13 protein-coding genes are annotated in these 18,855 nt (G+C 66.4%); 2 read left to right on the forward strand and 11 right to left on the reverse strand.

Translation table 11 applies throughout. The features are described 5' to 3' along the window. Positions 1–251: 251 nt before the first annotated feature. Genes NDI76_RS18740 through NDI76_RS18760 form a run of 5 tightly spaced genes read right to left on the reverse strand, consistent with a single transcriptional unit; the run spans position 252 to position 6,205 of the window. Positions 252–2,369 (reverse strand): molybdopterin oxidoreductase family protein, encoded by a 2,118-nt coding sequence (locus tag NDI76_RS18740; protein ID WP_310925694.1) that lies wholly within the window; start codon positions 2,367–2,369, stop codon positions 252–254. Between the two features lie 10 nt (positions 2,370–2,379). Then, positions 2,380–2,664: a hypothetical protein gene (locus NDI76_RS18745; protein ID WP_310925695.1), complete on the reverse strand. Its 285-nt coding sequence runs from the start codon at positions 2,662–2,664 to the stop codon at positions 2,380–2,382. Between the two features lie 10 nt (positions 2,665–2,674). Next, positions 2,675–2,845, reverse strand: coding sequence for a hypothetical protein (locus NDI76_RS18750; protein ID WP_310925696.1), 171 nt, complete (start codon positions 2,843–2,845; stop codon positions 2,675–2,677). A gap of 19 nt (positions 2,846–2,864) precedes the next feature. After that, positions 2,865–5,243, reverse strand: a complete 2,379-nt coding sequence (gene fdhF / locus NDI76_RS18755) for a formate dehydrogenase subunit alpha (RefSeq protein ID WP_310925697.1) — start codon at positions 5,241–5,243, stop codon at positions 2,865–2,867. Further along, on the reverse strand, positions 5,240–6,205 hold the full coding sequence (locus NDI76_RS18760; RefSeq protein ID WP_310925698.1) for a 2Fe-2S iron-sulfur cluster-binding protein: 966 nt from the start codon (positions 6,203–6,205) through the stop codon (positions 5,240–5,242). Before NDI76_RS18760 ends, fdhF begins: the two co-directional genes overlap by 4 nt. Before the next feature lie 1,432 nt (positions 6,206–7,637). Between NDI76_RS18760 and NDI76_RS18765 the strand changes: the two genes are divergently transcribed. Beyond that, positions 7,638–9,968, forward strand: coding sequence for a glycoside hydrolase family 3 N-terminal domain-containing protein (locus tag NDI76_RS18765; RefSeq protein ID WP_310925699.1), 2,331 nt, complete (start codon positions 7,638–7,640; stop codon positions 9,966–9,968). A 91-nt stretch (positions 9,969–10,059) separates the two neighbouring features. Here the strand turns inward: NDI76_RS18765 and NDI76_RS18770 are convergent, their stop codons facing one another. The 3 genes from NDI76_RS18770 to NDI76_RS18780 all read right to left on the reverse strand — a co-directional run bounded on the left by NDI76_RS18770 (position 10,060) and on the right by NDI76_RS18780 (position 13,526). Continuing rightward, a complete protein-coding gene (locus NDI76_RS18770; protein ID WP_310925700.1) occupies positions 10,060–10,944 on the reverse strand; it encodes a fumarylacetoacetate hydrolase family protein in 885 nt (294 codons plus the stop codon). A 49-nt stretch (positions 10,945–10,993) separates the two neighbouring features. Continuing rightward, positions 10,994–12,388 carry a GntP family permease gene (locus tag NDI76_RS18775; protein ID WP_310925701.1) on the reverse strand — a complete coding sequence of 465 codons (1,395 nt, stop codon included), beginning with the start codon at positions 12,386–12,388 and terminating at the stop codon, positions 10,994–10,996. A gap of 91 nt (positions 12,389–12,479) precedes the next feature. Next, a complete protein-coding gene (locus NDI76_RS18780) occupies positions 12,480–13,526 on the reverse strand; it encodes a zinc-dependent alcohol dehydrogenase (RefSeq protein WP_310925702.1) in 1,047 nt (348 codons plus the stop codon). A gap of 113 nt (positions 13,527–13,639) precedes the next feature. Between NDI76_RS18780 and NDI76_RS18785 the strand changes: the two genes are divergently transcribed. Beyond that, positions 13,640–14,419, forward strand: a complete 780-nt coding sequence (locus tag NDI76_RS18785; protein ID WP_310925703.1) for an SDR family NAD(P)-dependent oxidoreductase — start codon at positions 13,640–13,642, stop codon at positions 14,417–14,419. 71 nt (positions 14,420–14,490) lie between these two features. Here the strand turns inward: NDI76_RS18785 and NDI76_RS18790 are convergent, their stop codons facing one another. From NDI76_RS18790 to NDI76_RS18800, 3 genes are all read right to left on the reverse strand, one after another. Continuing rightward, on the reverse strand, positions 14,491–15,729 hold the full coding sequence (locus NDI76_RS18790) for a mandelate racemase/muconate lactonizing enzyme family protein (RefSeq protein WP_310925704.1): 1,239 nt from the start codon (positions 15,727–15,729) through the stop codon (positions 14,491–14,493). A gap of 91 nt (positions 15,730–15,820) precedes the next feature. After that, positions 15,821–17,446: a CRTAC1 family protein gene (locus NDI76_RS18795; protein WP_310925705.1), complete on the reverse strand. Its 1,626-nt coding sequence runs from the start codon at positions 17,444–17,446 to the stop codon at positions 15,821–15,823. Between the two features lie 59 nt (positions 17,447–17,505). Continuing rightward, positions 17,506–18,810, reverse strand: a complete 1,305-nt coding sequence (locus NDI76_RS18800; RefSeq protein ID WP_310925706.1) for a DUF7405 family protein — start codon at positions 18,808–18,810, stop codon at positions 17,506–17,508. Positions 18,811–18,855: the final 45 nt, after the last annotated feature.

Raw genomic sequence — 18,855 nt, forward strand, 5'->3', positions numbered from 1 at the left:
GGTTCCCGACCCCGAGAGCGAACCCGAATCGGTCCGGAGGGCGGCGAAAGAGACGGGAGGGAGGCGACGCCGCTGGACAAAAACGAACGAACCGGCGAAAGAAAGGTAGAATTACCGAACTATTATCGCGCTACGGCGCCATTAAATAGTAGAAATCTAACTATTTCGCCGAGAAGAGTGGGAGATGAAGCGGTCGGCCCCCGTGGGGCGCCGCGCGGTTTCGCGTCGAGTTCAGCGGGAAGGGCGACCGATCAGTCCGACGTCGACGTTGACGTCGATTTCGGGTCCGAATCCGAGTTCGGGTCTGCCGTTCGCACGTCGACCGTACGGGACTCCCGGCCGGCGAGGAGTCGGTCGGCCCACTCGGCGTCGAGGAAGACCGTTCCCTCGCGGACCTCCGCGGAGAGCGACGCGACGGCGTCGACCCGTTCGGCGCCGTCGAGAACGACTCGGCCGTCGTCGCGGATGCCGCGCGCCGCGGCGTCGTCGGGATGGACGAGGAGTTCGGGCGCGTCGCCGTCGTCCGGTCCGGAACGACCCTCGTTGAGTCGCGTTCGCGTGAGCACGACGAGACCGGAGGGCGAGTCGCCGACGTCTGTCTCTCCCCCTTCGGCGTCGTCCGTCTCGCGTATCGGAAGCAGCGGCGCGCGTTTCTCGCCGTTCATGAATCGGTCCCGGTGGAGCACGCCGACCCCCTCGGTCGCTCCCTCCGGGAACGGCCAGCGCTGGCTGCCCGATTCGAGGCCCGCGTAGGACATGCCGGCGTACAGCGGGTTCACGCGCGTCAACTCCTTGAAGACCCCCTCGGGCGTCTCGGCCGCGAACGTGGTCCCGGTCAGCCGTTGGCCGAGTTCGCGCACGACGTCGATGTCGCGCCGGGCCGAGTCGGGGGGCGAGGCCGCCGCGCGCATCCGCTGGACCTGTCGGTCGAGGTTGGTCACCGTGCCGCCCTTCTCGGCCCACGCGCTCCCCGGCAGGACGACGTCGGCGTGTTCGACCGTCTCGCTCGGCGCGATGTCCTGCACGACGAGGAAGTCGAGCGTTTCGAACTTGCGCGCGACGAACTGCGTCTCCATCCGCGTCACCGCCGGATTCTCGCCGAGGACGTACGCGCCGCGCACGTCGTCGCCGAAGGCGCGAACGGCTTCGAGTTCCGACAGACCGGGGTCGGTCGGCGGGTCGGCGCCCCACTCGGCGGCGACGCGTTCGCGCGCCTCGGAGTCGTCCACGGGGTCGAACCCGGGAAGCGTCGTCGGGCGGGCGCCGACGTCGTTGGCGCCCTGTTCGTTGTTGAGGCCGCGGAGGACGTTCATCCCGGCGCCGCGACGGCCGACGTTCCCGGTGAGGAGCAGGAGGTTCAGGAGGGCGTCCACCGTCTCCGTGCCGCGGTGGTCGGGCGCCTCCGCGCCCGTGCCGACGATGACCGCGGTGCCGTCCGCGTCGCCGATAGCGCGAGCCACCCGGCGTATCTTCTCTCGGTCCACGCCCGTCCGTTCGGCGCCGGCGTCGGCGTCGAACGCCTCGAAGGAGTCGACGAACGCCTCGAAGCCGGTCGTTCGCGCTTCGACGAACTCGCGGTCGACGGCGTCGAGTTCGAGCAGTTCCGCGACGAGGAGGTTCACGAGAAGCGCGTCGGTGCCGGGTCGAGCCGCGAGGTGGACGTCCGCCGCGCGCGTCGTCCGGTTCGCGCGCGGGTCGACGTGGACCAGCGTCGCGCCGTCGTTGACGGCGGGGCGAACGTAGCTGTCGAACGCGATTGGCTGTTGAGCCGCCGGGTTCGACCCGACGACGAGGAACGCGTCGGCCTCCGAGATGTCCTCCAGCGTGTTCGTCATCGCGCCGCACCCGAAGCGGCGCGTCGTCGCCGTCACGGCCGAGCGGTGACAGATGCGCGCGCGGTTGTCGACGTTGTTCGTTCCCAGCATCCGCGCCAGCTTTCCGAACAAGTAGTTCTCCTCGTTCGTACAGCGCGGCGCGCCGAGGAAGGCCAGCGAATCCGGGCCGTGCGCGTCGACGAGGCCGCCGAGTTCTCGCTCGACGCGGCCAAGCGCCTCCTCCCACGAGGCCGGGACGAGTTCGCCGTCCTCCCGGACCAGCGGCGTCGTCAGTCGGTTCTCGTCGAGGCCGTCGAACGCCTCGATACCCTTCGGACAGAGGCGCCCCTCGGGGTTGACGGGCGCGCCTTCGCGGCCGACGGCGCCGCCGGTCCGGTCGCTGTAGCGGAGGCCGCACCCGACCGAGCAGGACGGACAGACGGTGTCGACGGGGGCGTACCGCCGGGAGTCGTCCCCGTCTCCGTCCGTGTCCGGCGGGACGTCGGCCTCGGCGTCGGACTCGCGTTCGGACGCCGGTTCGCGCTGCCGACTCATTCGAATCGCGTCACTCCTCCTTCGGCGACTTCTTCGGGATGTCCCCGGTGAGGAAGTTGTAGACGACGCCCAGACCGGAGACGACGAAGACCAACAGCAGGTTCAGCGTCGCGTTCGGAACGATGGTCTTCGTCCGGTAGATGCCGCTCCCGCACGAGGGACACTTCGCGTTCCCCGCGTCGAACCGCGTGTCACAGACGGTGCAGTCGTGTACGTCGTGTTCGTCGTCGCTCTCGACCCCGACGGGGCCGTTCGCGAGTCCGAAGAGCTTCTTGAACTGGTGGGTTCGTTTCATCGTTCGGTGTTCAGTCCCCGTCCGAGGGCTTCTCGACGCTCGAGTGCTCCGCCTCGACGTGGTCGCGCATCTCCTCCTCCGAGTCGAACGACTCGTGGCAGAACTGACACTCGTGGTCCTGCGCGGTGGGGTTGTCCGGGTCCTCTTCGGGCGTCTCTTTCTCGTTGTAGTCGTCTGTCATAGCTGTGTTTGGGTCTGGTTCAGTCGTCGGCGCTCTCGGGGCTCGACGTGTTCGCGTCGTCGTCGACGGCCGTGGGGCGGTCCCGCGGCACCACCTTCACGTCGGTCACCTTGAACTCCGGCACGTGCGCCTGCTCGTCGAGGTGGCTCTCGTCCGTCAGTTCGTTTACGACGTCGCTGCCGTCGCCGAGGACGTGCATCGGTACGAACACCACGTCCGGCCCGATGCGGTCGGTCACCTGCGCCATCGCCTCTATCTCGCCCTTGCGCGAGGTGATGCGGACCGGGTCCTCGTCCGCGATGCCGAGCGACTCGGCCGTCTCGGGGTTGATTTCGACGAACAACTCGTCCGTGTACGAGCGGATACCCTCCTCGCGGTTGGTCATCGTCCCCGTGTGGTACTGGTAGAGGACGCGCCCCGTCGTCAGTTTGATCGGGTAGTCGCCGTCGTCCATGTCACGCTCGGCGGGACCGGTGATGTCCGTGGGGAACATGTGCGCCTTCCCGTCGGCCGTGTTGAACTGCTCTTTGTAGAGATGCGGCGTTCCGGGGTGGTCCTCGTCCCAGACGGGCCACTGGAGTTCCTCGCCGTTCTCGAGACGCTCGTGCGTGACGCCGCCGTAGATGGGCGTGAGGTCGTTTATCTCGTCCATGATGTCGCTGGGCGAGTCGTAGTCCCACTCGAACCCGAAGCGCTCGGCGAGTTCCTGGGTGATGAGCCAGTCCGCCTTGGCTTCGCCCGGCGGGTCGACGGCGCGCTTGACGAGTTGGACGTGCCGGGTCGAACTCGTGTACGTCCCGTTCGTCTCGACGTGGCCCGTCGCCGGCAGGACCACGTCGGCGTACTCCGCCGTCTCCGTCAGGAAGATGTCCTGAACGGCGAGGAAATCGAGGCCTTCGAGGACCTCGTCGGCGTGTTGGACGTTCGGTTCGGAGATGACCGGGTTCTCGCCCTCGACGAACATCGACTTGATGTTGCCGCGGTCGGCGGCGAGGAACTGTTCGGTGATGGTCAGACCCACCTCGTCCGGCAGGTCGTCGACGCCGTAGTAGTCCTCGAACTTCTCGCGGACGTCGTCGTGGGTCACCTTCTGGTAGCCCGGGAAGTTGCCCGGGACGGGACCCATGTCGCCGCCGCCGCCCTGCACGTTGTTCTGCCCGCGGAACGGCGCCAGCCCCGACTTCTCGGTGCCGACGTGGCCCGTCACTAAGGCGAGGTTCGCCATCGAGATGATGTTTTCCGTTCCGTGGCTGTGCTCGGTCAGCCCGAGCGTCCAGCAGAACGTACAGCTATCGGCCGTGGCGATGGCCTCGGCGGCGTTCTTCAGTTTCTCCGGCGGGACGCCCGTGTGCTCTTCGACGAACTCGGGGGTGAACTTCTCGACGCCCTCCTTCACCTCCTCGAAGCCGACGGTCCGGTTCTCGATGAACTCGTCGTCCTGCAGGTCCTCTTCGAGGATGTGCCGGGTCAGCCCGTTGATCCAGACCGTGTCGTAGCCGGGTTGGACGCGGGCGTACTGCGTCGCGTACTCGGCTATCTGCACCTTCCGGGGGTCGAAGACGTACGCCTCGGCGCCCTCTTTGAGATTCTGCTTGATGTCCGTCCCCAGCACGGGGTGGGCCTCGGTCGTGTTCGACCCCGTGATGAGATAGCAGTCGGTGTTGCTCAGTGCCTCGGTGCCGACCGACCCGGCGCCGTACCCGACCGTCTGCGAGAGGCCCGCGACGGTCGGCGAGTGACAGAGGCGGTTGCAGTTGTCGATGTTGTTGGTCTTGAGGACCTGCCGGGACAGCTTCTGCATCAGGTAGTTCGCCTCGTTCGACGTCTTCGAGGAGGAGACGAGTCCGAGGGCGTCGGCTCCGTACTCGTCTTTCGTCTCCTGCAGTTCCTCGGCGACGCGGTCCAGCGCCTCGTCCCACGACGCTTCGCGGAACTCTCCGTCCTCCTTGATGAGCGGCGTCGTCAGGCGGTCCTCGTCGTCGGCGTAGCCGTAGCCGAACTTGCCCTTCACGCACGTCGAGATGCCGTTGATGGGGGCCTTCTCGGCGTTCGGCCGGATACCCAACACCTCGTCGTCCTTCGAGAGCACGTCGAACCGACAGCCGACGGCGCAGTAGCCGCAGGTGGTGTCGGTGACGTCGACGTCGTTGAGCCGGTAGTCGCTGATAGCGTCGGCCATGTCGAAGAGGCGCCCCTCCGACATCGTGTTCGCCGCGAACGACTCGGCGAGGTGCTCGGCCGGCGCGAACGGGCCGCCGTGCCCCTCGTCCGACCCGTGGCTCGTCGTCGTCTCGCCTCGCTCCTGGGCGGACTGTGCCATCTCCTTCGCCTGGGCCATGTAGCCCGCGACGCCGGATTTCTCCTCGGAGTTCGTCTCGTCCGGGTGCTGGTCGCTCATTCGTTCTCACTCATGTTCGGTCGCTCGTCCTTCTTCATGGGCGTCATCTGACGGGGCTGGTGCTCGTAGTCCTCGCCGATGACCTTCCCGATGCTGTTCTTCTGGTTGAAGCCCGGAAGCGGGATGGTCGCCATGTCGGTCAGGCCCTGTTCGACGAGCGCCCCCGTCGGGCACACCGTCGCGCAGTGACCGCAGGAGACGCACGTCGAGTCCATCATCGTGTCCGCGCCGTTCTGGAACGCGATGCGCGTGTCCGGACCGCTCCCCTCGATGCGGAGGACGCCCTCCACCTGCACGTCGTTGCAGGCCTCGACGCAGCGGTTGCAGAGGATGCACTTGTTGCGGTCGATCTGGATGAACGGCGACGAGTCGTCGATGGGTTCGTACGCGTCCCGGTCGTCGAAGACGCCGTAGCGCGGGTCCTCGACGTCCTCCTCGATTGAGGCGTCCTGTAGTTCACAACGACCGTTCTGCCCGCAGGTCGTACACCGCAGGTTGTGGTCGCCGAGGATGAGGTCGAGGTTCACGCTGCGCGCCTCCTCGGCCTCCTCGGTGCTCGTGTGGACGGTGAGTCCGTCCTCGGCCGGGAAACTGCACGAGGGCACCATCCCGTGCTCGTCGGTGTCGACCATGCAGGTCCGACACTCGCTGCGCGGACCGATTCGGTCGGCGTCCTCGTTGTCCTCGTCGTAGTTGCAGAGGGCCGGAACGGAGCTATCGGGCTCTATCTCGTCGATAGCGTCGTAGATGGTCGCCCCCTCGGGCAGCGTGACCGTCTGCCCGTCGACGGTAATCCGCGTCTCTTCGGTCCCTCGGGTCCCCACCGTGGGGTCGTTCGCCGTGCCGGTCTCGAAGTCGTCGGACACCGCGGTGCCCGGTTGCGGGTCCGCGACGTTCGGCACGGACGGGAGTGGTTCGGTCTCGGTACTGCTTGTTTGGCTCGCGGATTGCTCCGTACTCATGTTCTGTATCGGGTTCCGTGGTTCGGTTCGCCGTCCGCGCTAGTTCTCGGGATGCGGCGCGGTTCGCGCGAGTCCGCGCGCCCGTCCGACCGGGACGCGCGTGCGTCGGGTTATCGTACGTCCACCCCGACGCCGGCCCCGGTCCGGCACGAAAGACTCCGCCTCGGCGTTCGTCTCGTGGCCCGGCGGACGGCGCCCGACCGCCAGTCGAGAGCCGCGCCACGCCATCGGTTAATATTCTCGTCTATCAGCGCAAAAAAATTTGGGCCGGTGCAAACAAAGTCCCAGGTTCTCGTGCAGTCGGGTGACGGATATCGGCCGGGCGCACCCGGTCACCGCCGTACATAGGAGACGGTGGGGCGGTCGGCCGTCCAGAGACTACCACGGCGGATAAAACGTATCGACGAACTCAGGTCGTCGCGAACGCCGGCGTCCATCTCGACCCTCGCCGACGAATCGGGGAGTAGACAAGACTGGCCGTCGAATACCCTTCTCAAATTCGATATAAGTAGTTGTATAATAGAACTCGCCGCGTCGCGAGTTTGACGCGACGACCGATGACTGAAGGAGACTTCCGGAGTTCGATATGAAGTGAGAGTCAGAACGTCTGAGAACACGGTTACGCTCTCATTACACGGTGTTAGAGTCCCGAGCGACGTGCTGACACGTGGAGTATGTCTGACTCTTTTCGTAGTTCGGCGTACTGAACGTTTATACGCCGTTTTCACCCGAATTGGAGCCGTTGAGTGTACATTCACGGAACTGAGTTCGAGAGGTTCAAAGTCGGAGCCAACTCGATCTGAATAGAGATACCACGGGAAAGGAGAAGTAATACAATAGAAGGGCCCATTTACCGGTAATAGCTGTCTAGAGCAGAAGTATAAGATAGAAAGGCAAGACATTTAGATATGTACGTGTAGATAAAAGTTGAGAACGGAATTAGTAACTCGTTCGGCTGGCTATACCCCCGTCGGCAGGGTTGTACAATTACTTCTATATCCCCGAGCGGTCTGATGACAGATTACGCTAGCAATTCTGTAATAGAGAACAGCATCTCACTCGCGCGAACCCGCTGGGTGTGCCGAGCGAGCGAAGGGGGCCACAGGGAAGCCGAGACGAGACGGCCTGCGAGTCGAATAGGAGAGTTTCCATTACATCACTAAATTCGTAATGTCCATAGCCACGTATCGGCGGTTGGGACGACCGTTGCGATTTGTTTCGTATTTCAGAACGTCGAGGTGAGAACGTGTAGCGTCCAGATAGCGGTCACAAAGAGACTATCAAAATGTCCCCCCAATAGATATCGTCCGAGAATCCCCCTATGTGGTGATTTCTCCCCGTGTCGAATTCTTCTATAGAGAACAGATTCGGAGATAATATGGACGCGACCGCGTCCGAATCGTTAAGGTATGGGGTCGTGACGCAAAAAGTGATGCAAACAGGTTCGACTAGCGGAGACGGCGACGCGTCGACGGAGCGTCGGGTGGCAGAACTGCTCGATCGGATGACACTCGAAGAGAAAGCGGCGCAGTTGGGGTCGGTGAACGCCGAGGCTATCCTCAACGACGACGGAACTCTCGACCGGAACGCCGTCGAGAAGCATCTCTCGGAGGGTATCGGGCATCTCACGCGACTCGGCGGCGAGGGAAGCCTCCCACCCGCCGAGGCGGCCGAGCGGACGAACGAACTTCAGACGTACCTCCGCGAGGAGACGCGACTCGGAATTCCGGCGATACCCCACGAGGAGTGTTTGAGCGGGTACATGGGGCCGGAGGGAACGGCGTTCCCGCAGATGCTCGGGATGGCGAGCACGTGGTCGCCCGACCTCCTCAAAGAAGTCACGGGGACGATTCGGACCCAGTTGGAGGCCATCGGCACGAAGCACGCGCTGTCGCCGGTGCTCGACATCGCGCGCGACCACCGGTGGGGCCGCGTCGAGGAGACGTTCGGCGAGGACCCGTACCTCGTCGCGGCGATGGCGTGCGGGTACGTGAACGGCCTGCAAGGGGACGGAGACGGTATCACGGCGACGTTGAAACACTTCGCCGGTCACGGGGCCGGCGAGGGCGGGAAGAATCGTAGTTCGGTCAACGTGGGTCGGCGCGAACTCCGCGAGACGCACCTGTTCCCCTTCGAGGCGGCGATTCGGACGGCGGGCGCGAAGTCCGTCATGAACGCCTACCACGACATCGATGGCGTCCCCTGCGCCAGCGACGAGTGGTTGCTGACGGACGTACTCCGGGGCGAGTGGGGCTTCGACGGCACCGTCGTCTCCGACTACTACAGCGTCGAGTTCCTGCGGAGCGAACACGGCGTCGCCGCCGACGAACGCGAAGCGGGTGTGATGGCCGTCGAGGCCGGCATCGACGTGGAACTCCCGTATACGGACTGCTACGGCGAGCACCTCGCGGAGGCGGTCGAGGAGGGGGAACTCTCCGAGGCGACGCTCGACGCGGCGGTCCGACGAGTCCTCCGCGCGAAGGTCGAGCACGGACTCCTCGACGACTCGACGGTCGACGCAGACGCCGCTGCCGACCCGTTCGGCACCGACGAGGCCGAGGAACTAACCACCCGCGCGGCCCGCGAATCGATGACGCTCCTGAAGAACGAGGACGACCTGCTCCCCATCGCCGGCGGGGAGACGGATTCGGTGGCCGTCGTCGGTCCGAAGGCGGACGACGCCCAGGAACTCATGGGCGACTACGCCTACCCCGCCCACTACCCCGAGGAGGAGGTCGAACTCGACGCGACGACCCCGCTCGATGCGCTCCGAGCGCGCGGCGACGAACACGGGTTCGACGTGCTGCACGAACAGGGCTGTACGACGACCGGACCCGAGACGGACGGCTTCGACGCGGCCGCCGACGCGGCCGAATCGGCGGACGTGGCGCTCGCGTTCGTCGGCGCGCGGTCGGCGGTCGACTTCTCCGACTCCGACAAGGAGCGCGTCAACATGCCGAGCGTCGCCACCAGCGGCGAGGGCTGTGACGTGGTCGACCTCGGCATCCCCGGCGTCCAGCAGGGACTCGTCGAGCGACTCCACGAGACGGGCACGCCCCTCGTCGTCGTCGTCGCCAGCGGGAAGCCCCACGCCATCGAGTGGATAGCCGAGGAGGTGCCGGCCGTACTCCAAGCGTGGCTCCCCGGCGAACGCGGCGGCGAGGGAATCGCTTCCGTCCTGTTCGGCGAGCACAACCCCGGCGGCCGCCTCCCCGTCTCGATTCCGCGAACCGTCGGTCAGCTTCCGGTCCACTACAGCAGGAAGCCGAACACGGCGAACGAGGAGTACGTCTACACCGAGAGCGCCCCGCTCTACCCGTTCGGTCACGGGCTGAGCTACACGGAGTTCGAGTACGGCGACCTCTCGCTGTCGAGCGACGAACTCGCCCCCGCGGGTACCGTCACGGCCGAGGTCACCGTCGCGAACGCGGGCGACCGCTCCGGACGCGAGGTAGTCCAACTGTACGCTCGCGCGGAGAACCCGGACCAAGCGCGTCCGGTGCAGGAACTGGTCGGATTCGAGCGCGTCTCGCTCGACTCCGGCGAGTCCGCGCGCGTCGCTTTCGAGGTGGACGCGACCCAACTGGCCTACCACGACCGCGACTTCGACCTCGCGGTCGAGGAGGGACCCTACGAGTTCCGCGTCGGTCGCTCCGCCGCCGACGTCGTCTCCGCGGCGTCGTTCGAGGTGACCGGAACGAAGGAGGTGCCGCAGAACGGCCGGGCGTACTTCGCCGGGACGACCGTCTCGGACGCCGAGTAGGTCGTCGGGTCGGCGAGTCGCCGGCCGCTCCGTTCGTCGCTGCGCTTCTCTTCTCCGCGCGTCCGCCGCCGTCCGCGCTCGAATCGACCGCTCAGACGACGACGGTGTCGTTGACGAGGCGACCGATGTGGTCGATGTCGATGGAGACGCGGTCGCCCTCGTGGAGCGTGAACGACTCCGGCGGGACGAGCGCCGTGCCCGTGAGCAGCACGAGCGTCTCCGGGAGATTGTTGTGCCGCCGAAGGTACTCGACCAACTTCTCGCAGGTCGTCGCCATCTCGCTGGTCGAGGTGGAGTCCTCGTAGACGACCTCCTCGTCGCGTTCGATGGTCAGCGACATCTCCAAGTCGTGGGGGTCCTCGACGACCGACTCGGTAGCGACGCAGGGTCCGAGCGAGCAGCAGCGGTCGTACACCTTGGCCTGCGGGAGGTAGAGGGGGTTCTCACCCTCGATGGAGCGACTGGAGACGTCGTTGCCGATGGTGTAGCCGACGACCTCCTCCCGGTGGAGGACGACGCCGAGTTCCGGTTCGGGGACGTCCCACTCGGAGTCGCCGCGGATGCCGACGGCGTCGTGCGGGCCGACCGTCCGCGAGGGCGTCGCCTTCAGGAACAGTTCCGGGCGCTCGCTGTCGTAGACGTCGATGTACACCTCGGGCTTGCCGCTCTCGGCCTCGCGAGCCTGCTCGCTGATGCTGTAGGTGACGCCCGCGGCCCACACCTCTTCCGCCGAGACCGGCAAGAGCGCGTTCCCCTCGACGTCGTCGAGGTCGCGCCGAACGGCGTCCGGGATTCGGTCGCGAGCGATGTCGTCGATCGACCGATCGCTGGCGTTCGCCGCGCGGGCCAGTGCGGTGAACGAGCCGAGGTCGTCCGACGCCGTCGACAGGTCGTAGGCGTCCCCCTCGTCGTCGACGACGACGAGCGAGTCGGAATCCGACCGCGACTCTCCACCGGGGAGTCGGTAATATCGCATACCCATTGATGATGAGGTTCCGTTAAAAACGTATCGGGGATCGGGTGCGCTACGAGAGCGGCACGAACGTCGAGAGCAGGAGGACGGAGACGATGCCGGTGAACGAGAGCACCGTCGTCAGCGCGGTCCACGTCTTCAACGTCTCCGCCTGCGTGAGTCCGCCGACCTCTTTCATCAGCCAGAAGCCCGAGTCGTTGTACCACGAGCAGATGATGCCGCCCGAGCCGATGGCCATGACGAGGTACGCCGGGTGGACGTTCAGTTGACTCGCGAGGGGAGCCATGATGCCGGCGGTGGTGAGCATCGCGGCCGTCGCGGAGCCCTGCGCGATGCGAACGATGGCGGCGATGAGCCACGCGGTGACGAGCAGCCCGATGCCGATACCCTGGAGGCTGCCAGCGATGTAGGAGCCGATTCCGGAGGCGGCCAACAGCGCGCCGAAGGCGCCGCCCATCGCCGTGATGGCGGCGATGTTACCCCCGCTCTTCAGCGCCTCGGTGAGTTCGTCTTCCCACTGCGAACGCGTCAAGTCGGACCATCGCAGGTACGTCAGCGCCGCCGCGATGGCCGCGATGGTCAGCGCGACGTTCTTGTCCCCGATGAACGCGACGACGGGTTTGACCGTCGAGAGCATCGGATAGAGCGATTCGAGCGTGTCGACGACGGTGAGCGAACTGACGAGCGTGATGGCGAGGAGGATAGGAAGCGCCGCCTCCAACGTGCCGGGGATGTTCTCCGCGGAGCGGTTCGCGCGCTCCATCAACTCCTCGGTCGAGGTACCCATCGCGTCGCGGAGGGGAATCTCGACGCGGCGGTTGATCCAGTGACCGAACACGAGTCCCGACACCGTCGCTGACGGGAGGGCGACGGCGACGCCGACGAGCATGGTCATGCCGAGGTTGACGCCGATTTCGCTGGCGACGGCCAGCGGACCGGGCGTCGGCGGGATGAACACGTGCGCCGCGGACCCGCCGGCGCCGACGGCGACGAGGTACAGCGCGTAGTTCTTCCCGCGACGCGCGCGCATCGAACGAGCCAGCGGTGCGAGAAGGAAGAGGACGCTGTCGAAGAAGACGGGAATCGCGAGGACGGTACTGCTCCCCCAGAGGGCGTACTCGCTTCGGTCCTCGCCGAGGGCCGACTGGAAGCCGCGCACGATGCGCTGTGCGGACCCCGCCTCCAGCATCGCTTTCCCGATGATAGCCGCCATCAGGATGGGGATGCCGATACCGGCCATCCCGTTTCCGAACGCCGTCGCCGTCCGGGTGGCTGCGTCCGCCAACGCGAAGTCGGCGACGAACACCGAGTTGACGAGACCGACCGAGAGCGCCGCGAGCGTCAACCCGACGAACGCCGGGAGGTCCCAGACGACCAAGAACAGTACCACGAAGACAAGACCCACGACGAACGTGAGCAAGGGGCTGTGCGCAAATTCGACTACCATAGCACGGATTGCCGCTTCCGTAGCGCGTCGCAAAATAGTTTCTATTCGACTAGTATCATCATCTTCGAGCAGGGTGTCGCGGAGACGTTCCCTACTCGTCCCGCAGCACCGAGACGTCGAAGACGGGCTTGCACGTCCCGCCCGAGAGGAACGTCTCGAACGCCTCGTCGGCGTCGAGCAGGCTGAAACGGTCGTCGAGGAACGTCGCGTGGTCCACGTCGCCCGACTCGATGAGCCGGAAGGAGTTCTCGAAGTCCTCGTACATCGACGCGTAGGAGCACTGGAGGTCTATCTCCGACCGGACGAGCGGCGAGTACGGCATCGTCGTCTCGCCGGTCTGTCCGATGAGTACGATCTGTCCGCCCTTCCGGACCTGTTCGACGGCCATCGTGAGTCCGGACGGATGACCGGTCGTGTCGAACACCACGTCGTAGCCGATGCCGTCGGTCAGGTCCTCGCGGCGGGCCGCCATGTCGTCCGCCTCGACGTTGAGCGTCCGAAATCCGAGTTCCTCGGCCAGCGGTAGTCGATACTCGGTGTCCTGTCCGACGCCCGCGACGACCACCTCGCCGCCCTGCGCGTCGGCGATCTGGGCGGTCAGTTGACCGATGGGGCCCGGACCGGCGACCAGCACTCTGTCTCCGGCGCCGACGCGCGAGTTCTGTATGACCGCGCGCGCGCCGATGCTCGTCGGTTCGACCAGCGCCGCGTGCTTCGGGTCGACGCCGTCGGGCACGGGGTGAAGCGCCGTCTCGGGCGCCGTGACGTAGCCCGCGTACGCGCCGTCGTGGTCGACGCCCGTTATCACGGCGTTCTGACAGACGTTCTCCTCGCCGATTTCGCACTGGTAGCAGTCGCCGCAGCCCCGAATTGGCCGCTCGACGACGCGGTCGCCGACCGCGAACTTCGTGACGGCGTCGCCCGTTTCGACGACGCGACCGGTGTACTCGTGGCCGATGATCGTCGGGAGGTTCATCCGCTCGAACGCCGACTCGAACTCGTAGATGCCGGCGTCGCTCCCGCAGAGTCCTGCGTAGTCGACTTCGATCAGCGCCTCGTCCGCCGCGGGCGTCGGTCGGTTGACGTCGACGAGTTCCATCGAGCCGTGACCGCGGCTGGTCTTGGTGAGTCCTCGCATGTATCCGACTCCCGTCGGGAGCGTTATCAGCGTGTCGGTCAGCGGAGCGGTCGCCCGTTCGGGAGCGGCGAGCGACCACAGGGATAAAGACAGATGCGGTTGTCGACCGAGGTATGGATTCGTACGAGCACACGCCGGTCACCGTCGAGGACAAGCGCGCCGTCGTCGTCGGCGGGACCAGCGGCATCGGTGAGGCCATCGCGCTCGGGTTCGCGAGCGAGGGCGCCGACGTGGTGGCGACGAGTCGAAGCGAAGAGAAAGTGGAGTCGACCGCGGAGGCGATTCGGGACCGCGGGGCCGACACGGTGAGCGTGACCTGCGACGTGACGGACGCCGAGTCGCTCGAACGCGTCCGCGACCGAGCGGTCGAGGAACTCGGCGGCGTGGACATCGTCGTCGCCTCGCAGGGCGCCATCTCCCGGGAGTCGGTTCGGGACATCTCGGAGGAGGATTGGGACTTCGTGACCGACGTGGCTCTCGACGGCGTCCGCCGGGTCACACAGGCGTTCGCACCGGCGCTCGAAGAGAGCGAGTCGGGAGCCATCGTCAACATCTCCTCGCTGGCGGCCACGCTCTCGATGTCGAACCTCCCCGCCTACTCCGCCGCGAAGGGCGGCGTCGAGGCGTTCACCCGCGCGTCCGCGAAGGAACTCTCTCCCGAAGTGCGCGTGAACGCCATCGCGCCGGGATTCGTCATCACGCCACAGAACGAGGACACGTACGCCGAGGGGACGGAGAAGCGGACGCGCATCGACGAGCGCACGCCCCTCGGACGAGTCGCCGACCGCGAGGAAATCGTCGGCGCGGCCGTCTACCTCGCCAGCGACGCCGCCTCTTACGTCACCGGCGAAGTCGCCACCGTCGACGGCGGCTTCGGCGACAGCGCGTTCTGAGCGACGAGGTGCAAAAAAGGCGGCTGCGGCCGTCGAATCGGATTTATTCTTCGTCGGACTGCACGACGAAGCTACGCTTCGTCGAACAGCGTCTCGCCCTCGACCATGTGCTCGCCGACGGCGTCGAGGTCGAGCGTCAGGCCGAGACCCGGCTTCTCGGGAATCTCCATGCGGCCGTCCTCGATGAGGTTGTCTTCCTCGACGAGGTCCTCCCACCAGCCGAGTTCGTAGGAGTGGTACTCGACGGCCAGCGAGTTCGGGATGGCCGCGCCGACCTGCGCCGAGGCCATCGTCCCGATGGGCGAGGAGACGTTGTGCATCGCCACGGGGATGTAGTACATATCGGCGAGGTCGGCTATCTTCCGCGTCTCGCGCATGCCGCCGACGCGCGGGAGGTCGGGCGCGATGATGTCGACCGCCTGCGGTTGCAGCAGGGAGAGTTGGCCGAACTTCCGGTAGACGTTCTCCCCGACGGCGATGGGCGTCGTCGTGGAGTCTGTCACCTTCTTCTGGACCTCGTGGTTTTCCGGCGGCACGGGGTCTTCGAGCCACCAGACGTCGTACGGTTCGAGTTCGCGGGCGAGGCGCTTTGCCGACCCACCGGTGAACGACCAGTGGCAGTCGAAGGCGACGTCCGCGCGGTCGCCGACGGCCTCGGTGACGGCCTCGACGATTTCGACCTTGTGGTCGATTTCGGGGTTGCGCAGGTGGCGGTTCGCGCGGTCCTTCTCGTGACCCGAGGGCACGTCGAGGTCGAACTTGATGGCGTCGTAACCGAGGTCCTCGACGACGCGCACTCCCTCCTCGGCGCAGGCTTCGGGGTCCGCCTCGTTCTCGGTGTGGAGGTCGCAGTAGATGCGCACCTCGTCGCGGTACTTCCCGCCAACGAGTTGGTAGGCGGGCACGTCGAGGAGTTTCCCGGCGGCGTCGTGCAGAGCGATTTCGATGCCGGAGATAGCCGAGATGACCTTCCCGGAGACGGAACCCTCGCCGGACATCTTCTGAACGAGGTGCTCGTACAGACGGTCGATGTCGAGGGGGTTCTCGCCGACGAGGAACGGCTTCATCCGCTCGATGATGGCGTCGTCGCCGCCGCCCCAGTAGGACTCGCCGGTACCGACGACGCCGGCGTCGGTGTAGACGCGGACGAGAATCCACGGGTAGTTGCCGTCGACCATCGTCGTCTGTACGTCCGTAATCTCAGCGTCGCGGACGCCGCCGCGTTCGTTGGTGATGCCCATCGTCTCCGCGGAGAGGTCCCGCATCGTGTACTCCGCGTTCGGGTCGCGTAGCTTCGCGTAGTCGACCATTACGTGCGTATATCCCGAAACCCGATAGTAAAGCTTGCGGGTCCGGCTTCGGGACGGGGACGGGACGAGAACGGACGGGTGGGAGCGGTTCTCAGTCGCCGTACTCGACGACCGTCTCGACGCCGTCTTTCGTGACCAGCACCCGCTGATTAGTCGCCACGTCCTCGAAGGTGCGCTCGGTGCCGTCGGGCCAGCGGACGGCGAAGTCGACCGTCTCGGCGCCGCCCGCGCCGACGTGGGAGACTCGTCCCTCTTGGGAGAGGAAGTCGGATCCGACGGTCTGCTGGACCGTCGTCGGCCCGCCGGGAGCGCCCGAGACGGTCACTTCGGCGCCGTAGACGGTCGACCCGTTCGCGTCGGCGACGCGGAAGTCGAGGCTGTCGGCGCCGGCGCCGACGCCGACGTTCTCGTAGACGGTCACCTCGCCGTCGTAGGGGGCGATGACCACGTCCATGTCGCCGTCGCGGTCGTAGTCGAACGAGACGAGTCCGCGCCCGTCGTGTTCGGTCAGGTTTCGTTCGGAGGCGTCGAGATTCTCGAAGCTGTTGCCGTCGCGTTCGAACAGCATCGGGAGGGTGTAGTGCGGGTCGTCGCGGTCGATTCTGACGACGTTCTGCGTCGCATGTATCAGGTCCCTGTCGCCGTCGTTGTCGAGGTCGGTCAGACTGGCCGCCCACCCCCACCCGCCCTGCCGGACGCCGTAGGCCACGGCGCGGTCGGTGAGGTTGCCCGACCCGTCGTTCACCATCATCGTGTTCCCCTTCGTCCGCCCGGATTTGATGACGTAGCCGAACAGGAGTCTGAGCCGCTCGTACCGCTCCTTGTCCTCGACTTCGTCGAGAGGGAGGTAGATGTTCGTCGTGAACACGTCCTGCGCGCCGTCGCCGTTCACGTCCGCGATTTCGGAGGACATCCCGTTGCGGGAGGTGTTCCCGCGAATCGGGCGCGCCTCGAAGGTCCCGTTCCCCCGGTTCAGGTACACCACGTCGGTGTTGTAGTCGTTGGCGACGTGGACGTCCTGCCGGCCGTCGCCGTTCAAGTCGACGAAACTCGCCGCGAGGCTCCACCGCGCGGCGTCGCTCAGTTCCGAGTCCGCGACGCGTTCGAAGCCGTTGCCGGTGTTCTCGTAGAGGACGTTCGGGTTGCCGTTGTCCTCGCGGACGTACTTGTGGAGTCCGAAGTAGCCCTCCGGCTTCCCGTACGTCCAGTCGCCCGACTGGTAGACGAGGAGGTCCAAGTCGCCGTCGCCGTCGTAGTCGGCGGCCGTCGCCCCCATCGGGTACGTCAGATTACCGAACTCCTCCCCGGAGCGCTCGAACGTCCCCCCGTCGTTGTGGAGGAGGACGGGTTCCGCGTGGGAGCGAAGCACCAGCAGGTCGTCCCAGCCGTCGCCGTCGTAGTCGAAGAACAGCGCCCCCTTGACCGCTCCGTCGAACGTCGGAAACGCGGCGTCGCGTTCGAACGTGCCGTTGACGTTTCGGAACAGAACGGGGCGCTCGCCGCCGACGGCCAGCACGTCCTGCCAACCGTCGCGGTCGTAGTCGGCGACGTAGACGCCGTCGTCGCCGTTGCCGGCGCCGCCGCCGTCGGTCTGGTAGGCGAGGCCCGAGGCGTCCGTCCGCTCGCGGAAGTCGATAGTCGTGTCCGGGGCACCGGAGAGGGTGTCCGCGACGCCGCCGAGACAGCCCGACGAGAGAAGTAAGAGCGCGAGCGTCATCGCGGCGAGGCGCGTTCGAGTTCGGGTTTGGGTCCCGGTCGCCCCGGTGCGCGGCGGACTCATCGGTCGCTCGGGAGCGCGCGGTCCGCCCGCGGCGGCACGAGGAACGTGCTCCGCGAGAGCGTGCCGAGGTAGTCGACGATACCGTGCCTGTCCGCGGGGACGTCCACGTCGTACTCCTCGACACTCATCGCCCGCCGGACCTCGACGAACTTTCGCGTGTCCGTCTGGACCGACGAGAAGTTGAACGCGGAGCCGTGCACGTCGTCCGTGGCGACGCCCTCCGAGCGCCGCAGAATCTGCGTCCGGAACTCCTCGTCGCGGGCGGAAGCCACCTTCTGCGCGTGGCCGACGATGCCGTGTTCGGCCGCGAGTTCCTCCAAATTCTCGACGTTCTCCTCGGTGATTTCGCTGTGGTCGCCGAGGGCGTCACCCACGTCACCCACGTCCTCGTAGTCGTGGGCCGGGCAGTACATCTCCTTGGTCCGCTGCTCGTGCGGTTGGTCGTACCAGCGGTCGAGGTCCGTCCGCACGCGCGAGACGGCCAGCGTCGTCCCGCCGGCGAACGGACCCGTCGAGAGCGTCGCGGCGTCCTCGGCGGGGAGACTGTTGCTGAATCCCGCCCGGAACCCCATCGATAGCGGCGCGTCCTCGGGGATGTCCTCGTTGTCTATCTCCTGGGCTGGTCGCCCCTTCCCGAGGACGCCGGTCCGGCGCTCCGTCACGGTGAAGATATCGGACAGGCGGTGCTCCACCTCGACGCCGTTGAGTCGCTCCTTCTCCGCGAACAGGGCCTGCTCGGCGGCCAGGAGCACGGACGCGTAGTCGCTGTCGAGGAGCAGGAGGGCGTCGAAGTCGGCGGCCAGCGACTCGTCCTCGCCGAGTTCCGCGAGGACGGTCTCGGGTCGCTGGAGTTCGTCCAGTTCGATGCCCATCCGCTCCAGATACCGGGGCGCGTACCCGACCATGAACAGCAGGCCGTCGTTGACGCTGCCGCTCGTGTCGAGGCCGCTCCCCCACTGAAAGGCGCGTTCCAACGTTCGGAGTGCCGCTTCGACCTGCTCTCGCTCCTCGTCGGTCGGCGGGACCGACCCCTCGTAGGAGAGACCGAGCAGCAACTGGTGTTGGCTCTGCGTCACGGTGCCGTGGACGCTGTTCACCAGATAGTCGTCCCACGCGTGCTGGCGCGCCGGCAGCGCGGACGGGTCCTCGGTCCCGCGGGGGTACTCCGGCCCCTCGGTCGTCTCCTCGTCGGGGGAGCGCTCCGCCTCCTGGCAGGCCGCGAGCGCGCTCGACCCGCCGATAGCGAGCGCCGCTTTCACCATGGTCCGGCGGGAGAGCCCCCGCGAATCGTCTCCAGTCATTCACTGGAGGTTTCGACTTGGACGATAAATCATTTTCGTCGGTAC

It is taken from the genome of Halogeometricum sp. S1BR25-6 (genome assembly GCF_031624495.1).
GTDB classification, from domain to species: domain Archaea; phylum Halobacteriota; class Halobacteria; order Halobacteriales; family Haloferacaceae; genus Halogeometricum; species Halogeometricum salsisoli.

Coding starts and splice junctions, on each gene's coding strand:
- NDI76_RS18740 (WP_310925694.1), bottom strand. CDS start 2,369: ATGAGTCGGCAGCGCGAACCGGCGTCCGAACGCGAGTCCGACGCCGAG.
- NDI76_RS18745 (WP_310925695.1), bottom strand. CDS start 2,664: ATGAAACGAACCCACCAGTTCAAGAAGCTCTTCGGACTCGCGAACGGC.
- NDI76_RS18750 (WP_310925696.1), bottom strand. CDS start 2,845: ATGACAGACGACTACAACGAGAAAGAGACGCCCGAAGAGGACCCGGAC.
- fdhF (WP_310925697.1), bottom strand. CDS start 5,243: ATGAGCGACCAGCACCCGGACGAGACGAACTCCGAGGAGAAATCCGGC.
- NDI76_RS18760 (WP_310925698.1), bottom strand. CDS start 6,205: ATGAGTACGGAGCAATCCGCGAGCCAAACAAGCAGTACCGAGACCGAA.
- NDI76_RS18765 (WP_310925699.1), top strand. CDS start 7,638: ATGCAAACAGGTTCGACTAGCGGAGACGGCGACGCGTCGACGGAGCGT.
- NDI76_RS18770 (WP_310925700.1), bottom strand. CDS start 10,944: ATGCGATATTACCGACTCCCCGGTGGAGAGTCGCGGTCGGATTCCGAC.
- NDI76_RS18775 (WP_310925701.1), bottom strand. CDS start 12,388: ATGGTAGTCGAATTTGCGCACAGCCCCTTGCTCACGTTCGTCGTGGGT.
- NDI76_RS18780 (WP_310925702.1), bottom strand. CDS start 13,526: ATGCGAGGACTCACCAAGACCAGCCGCGGTCACGGCTCGATGGAACTC.
- NDI76_RS18785 (WP_310925703.1), top strand. CDS start 13,640: ATGGATTCGTACGAGCACACGCCGGTCACCGTCGAGGACAAGCGCGCC.
- NDI76_RS18790 (WP_310925704.1), bottom strand. CDS start 15,729: ATGGTCGACTACGCGAAGCTACGCGACCCGAACGCGGAGTACACGATG.
- NDI76_RS18795 (WP_310925705.1), bottom strand. CDS start 17,446: ATGACGCTCGCGCTCTTACTTCTCTCGTCGGGCTGTCTCGGCGGCGTC.
- NDI76_RS18800 (WP_310925706.1), bottom strand. CDS start 18,810: ATGACTGGAGACGATTCGCGGGGGCTCTCCCGCCGGACCATGGTGAAA.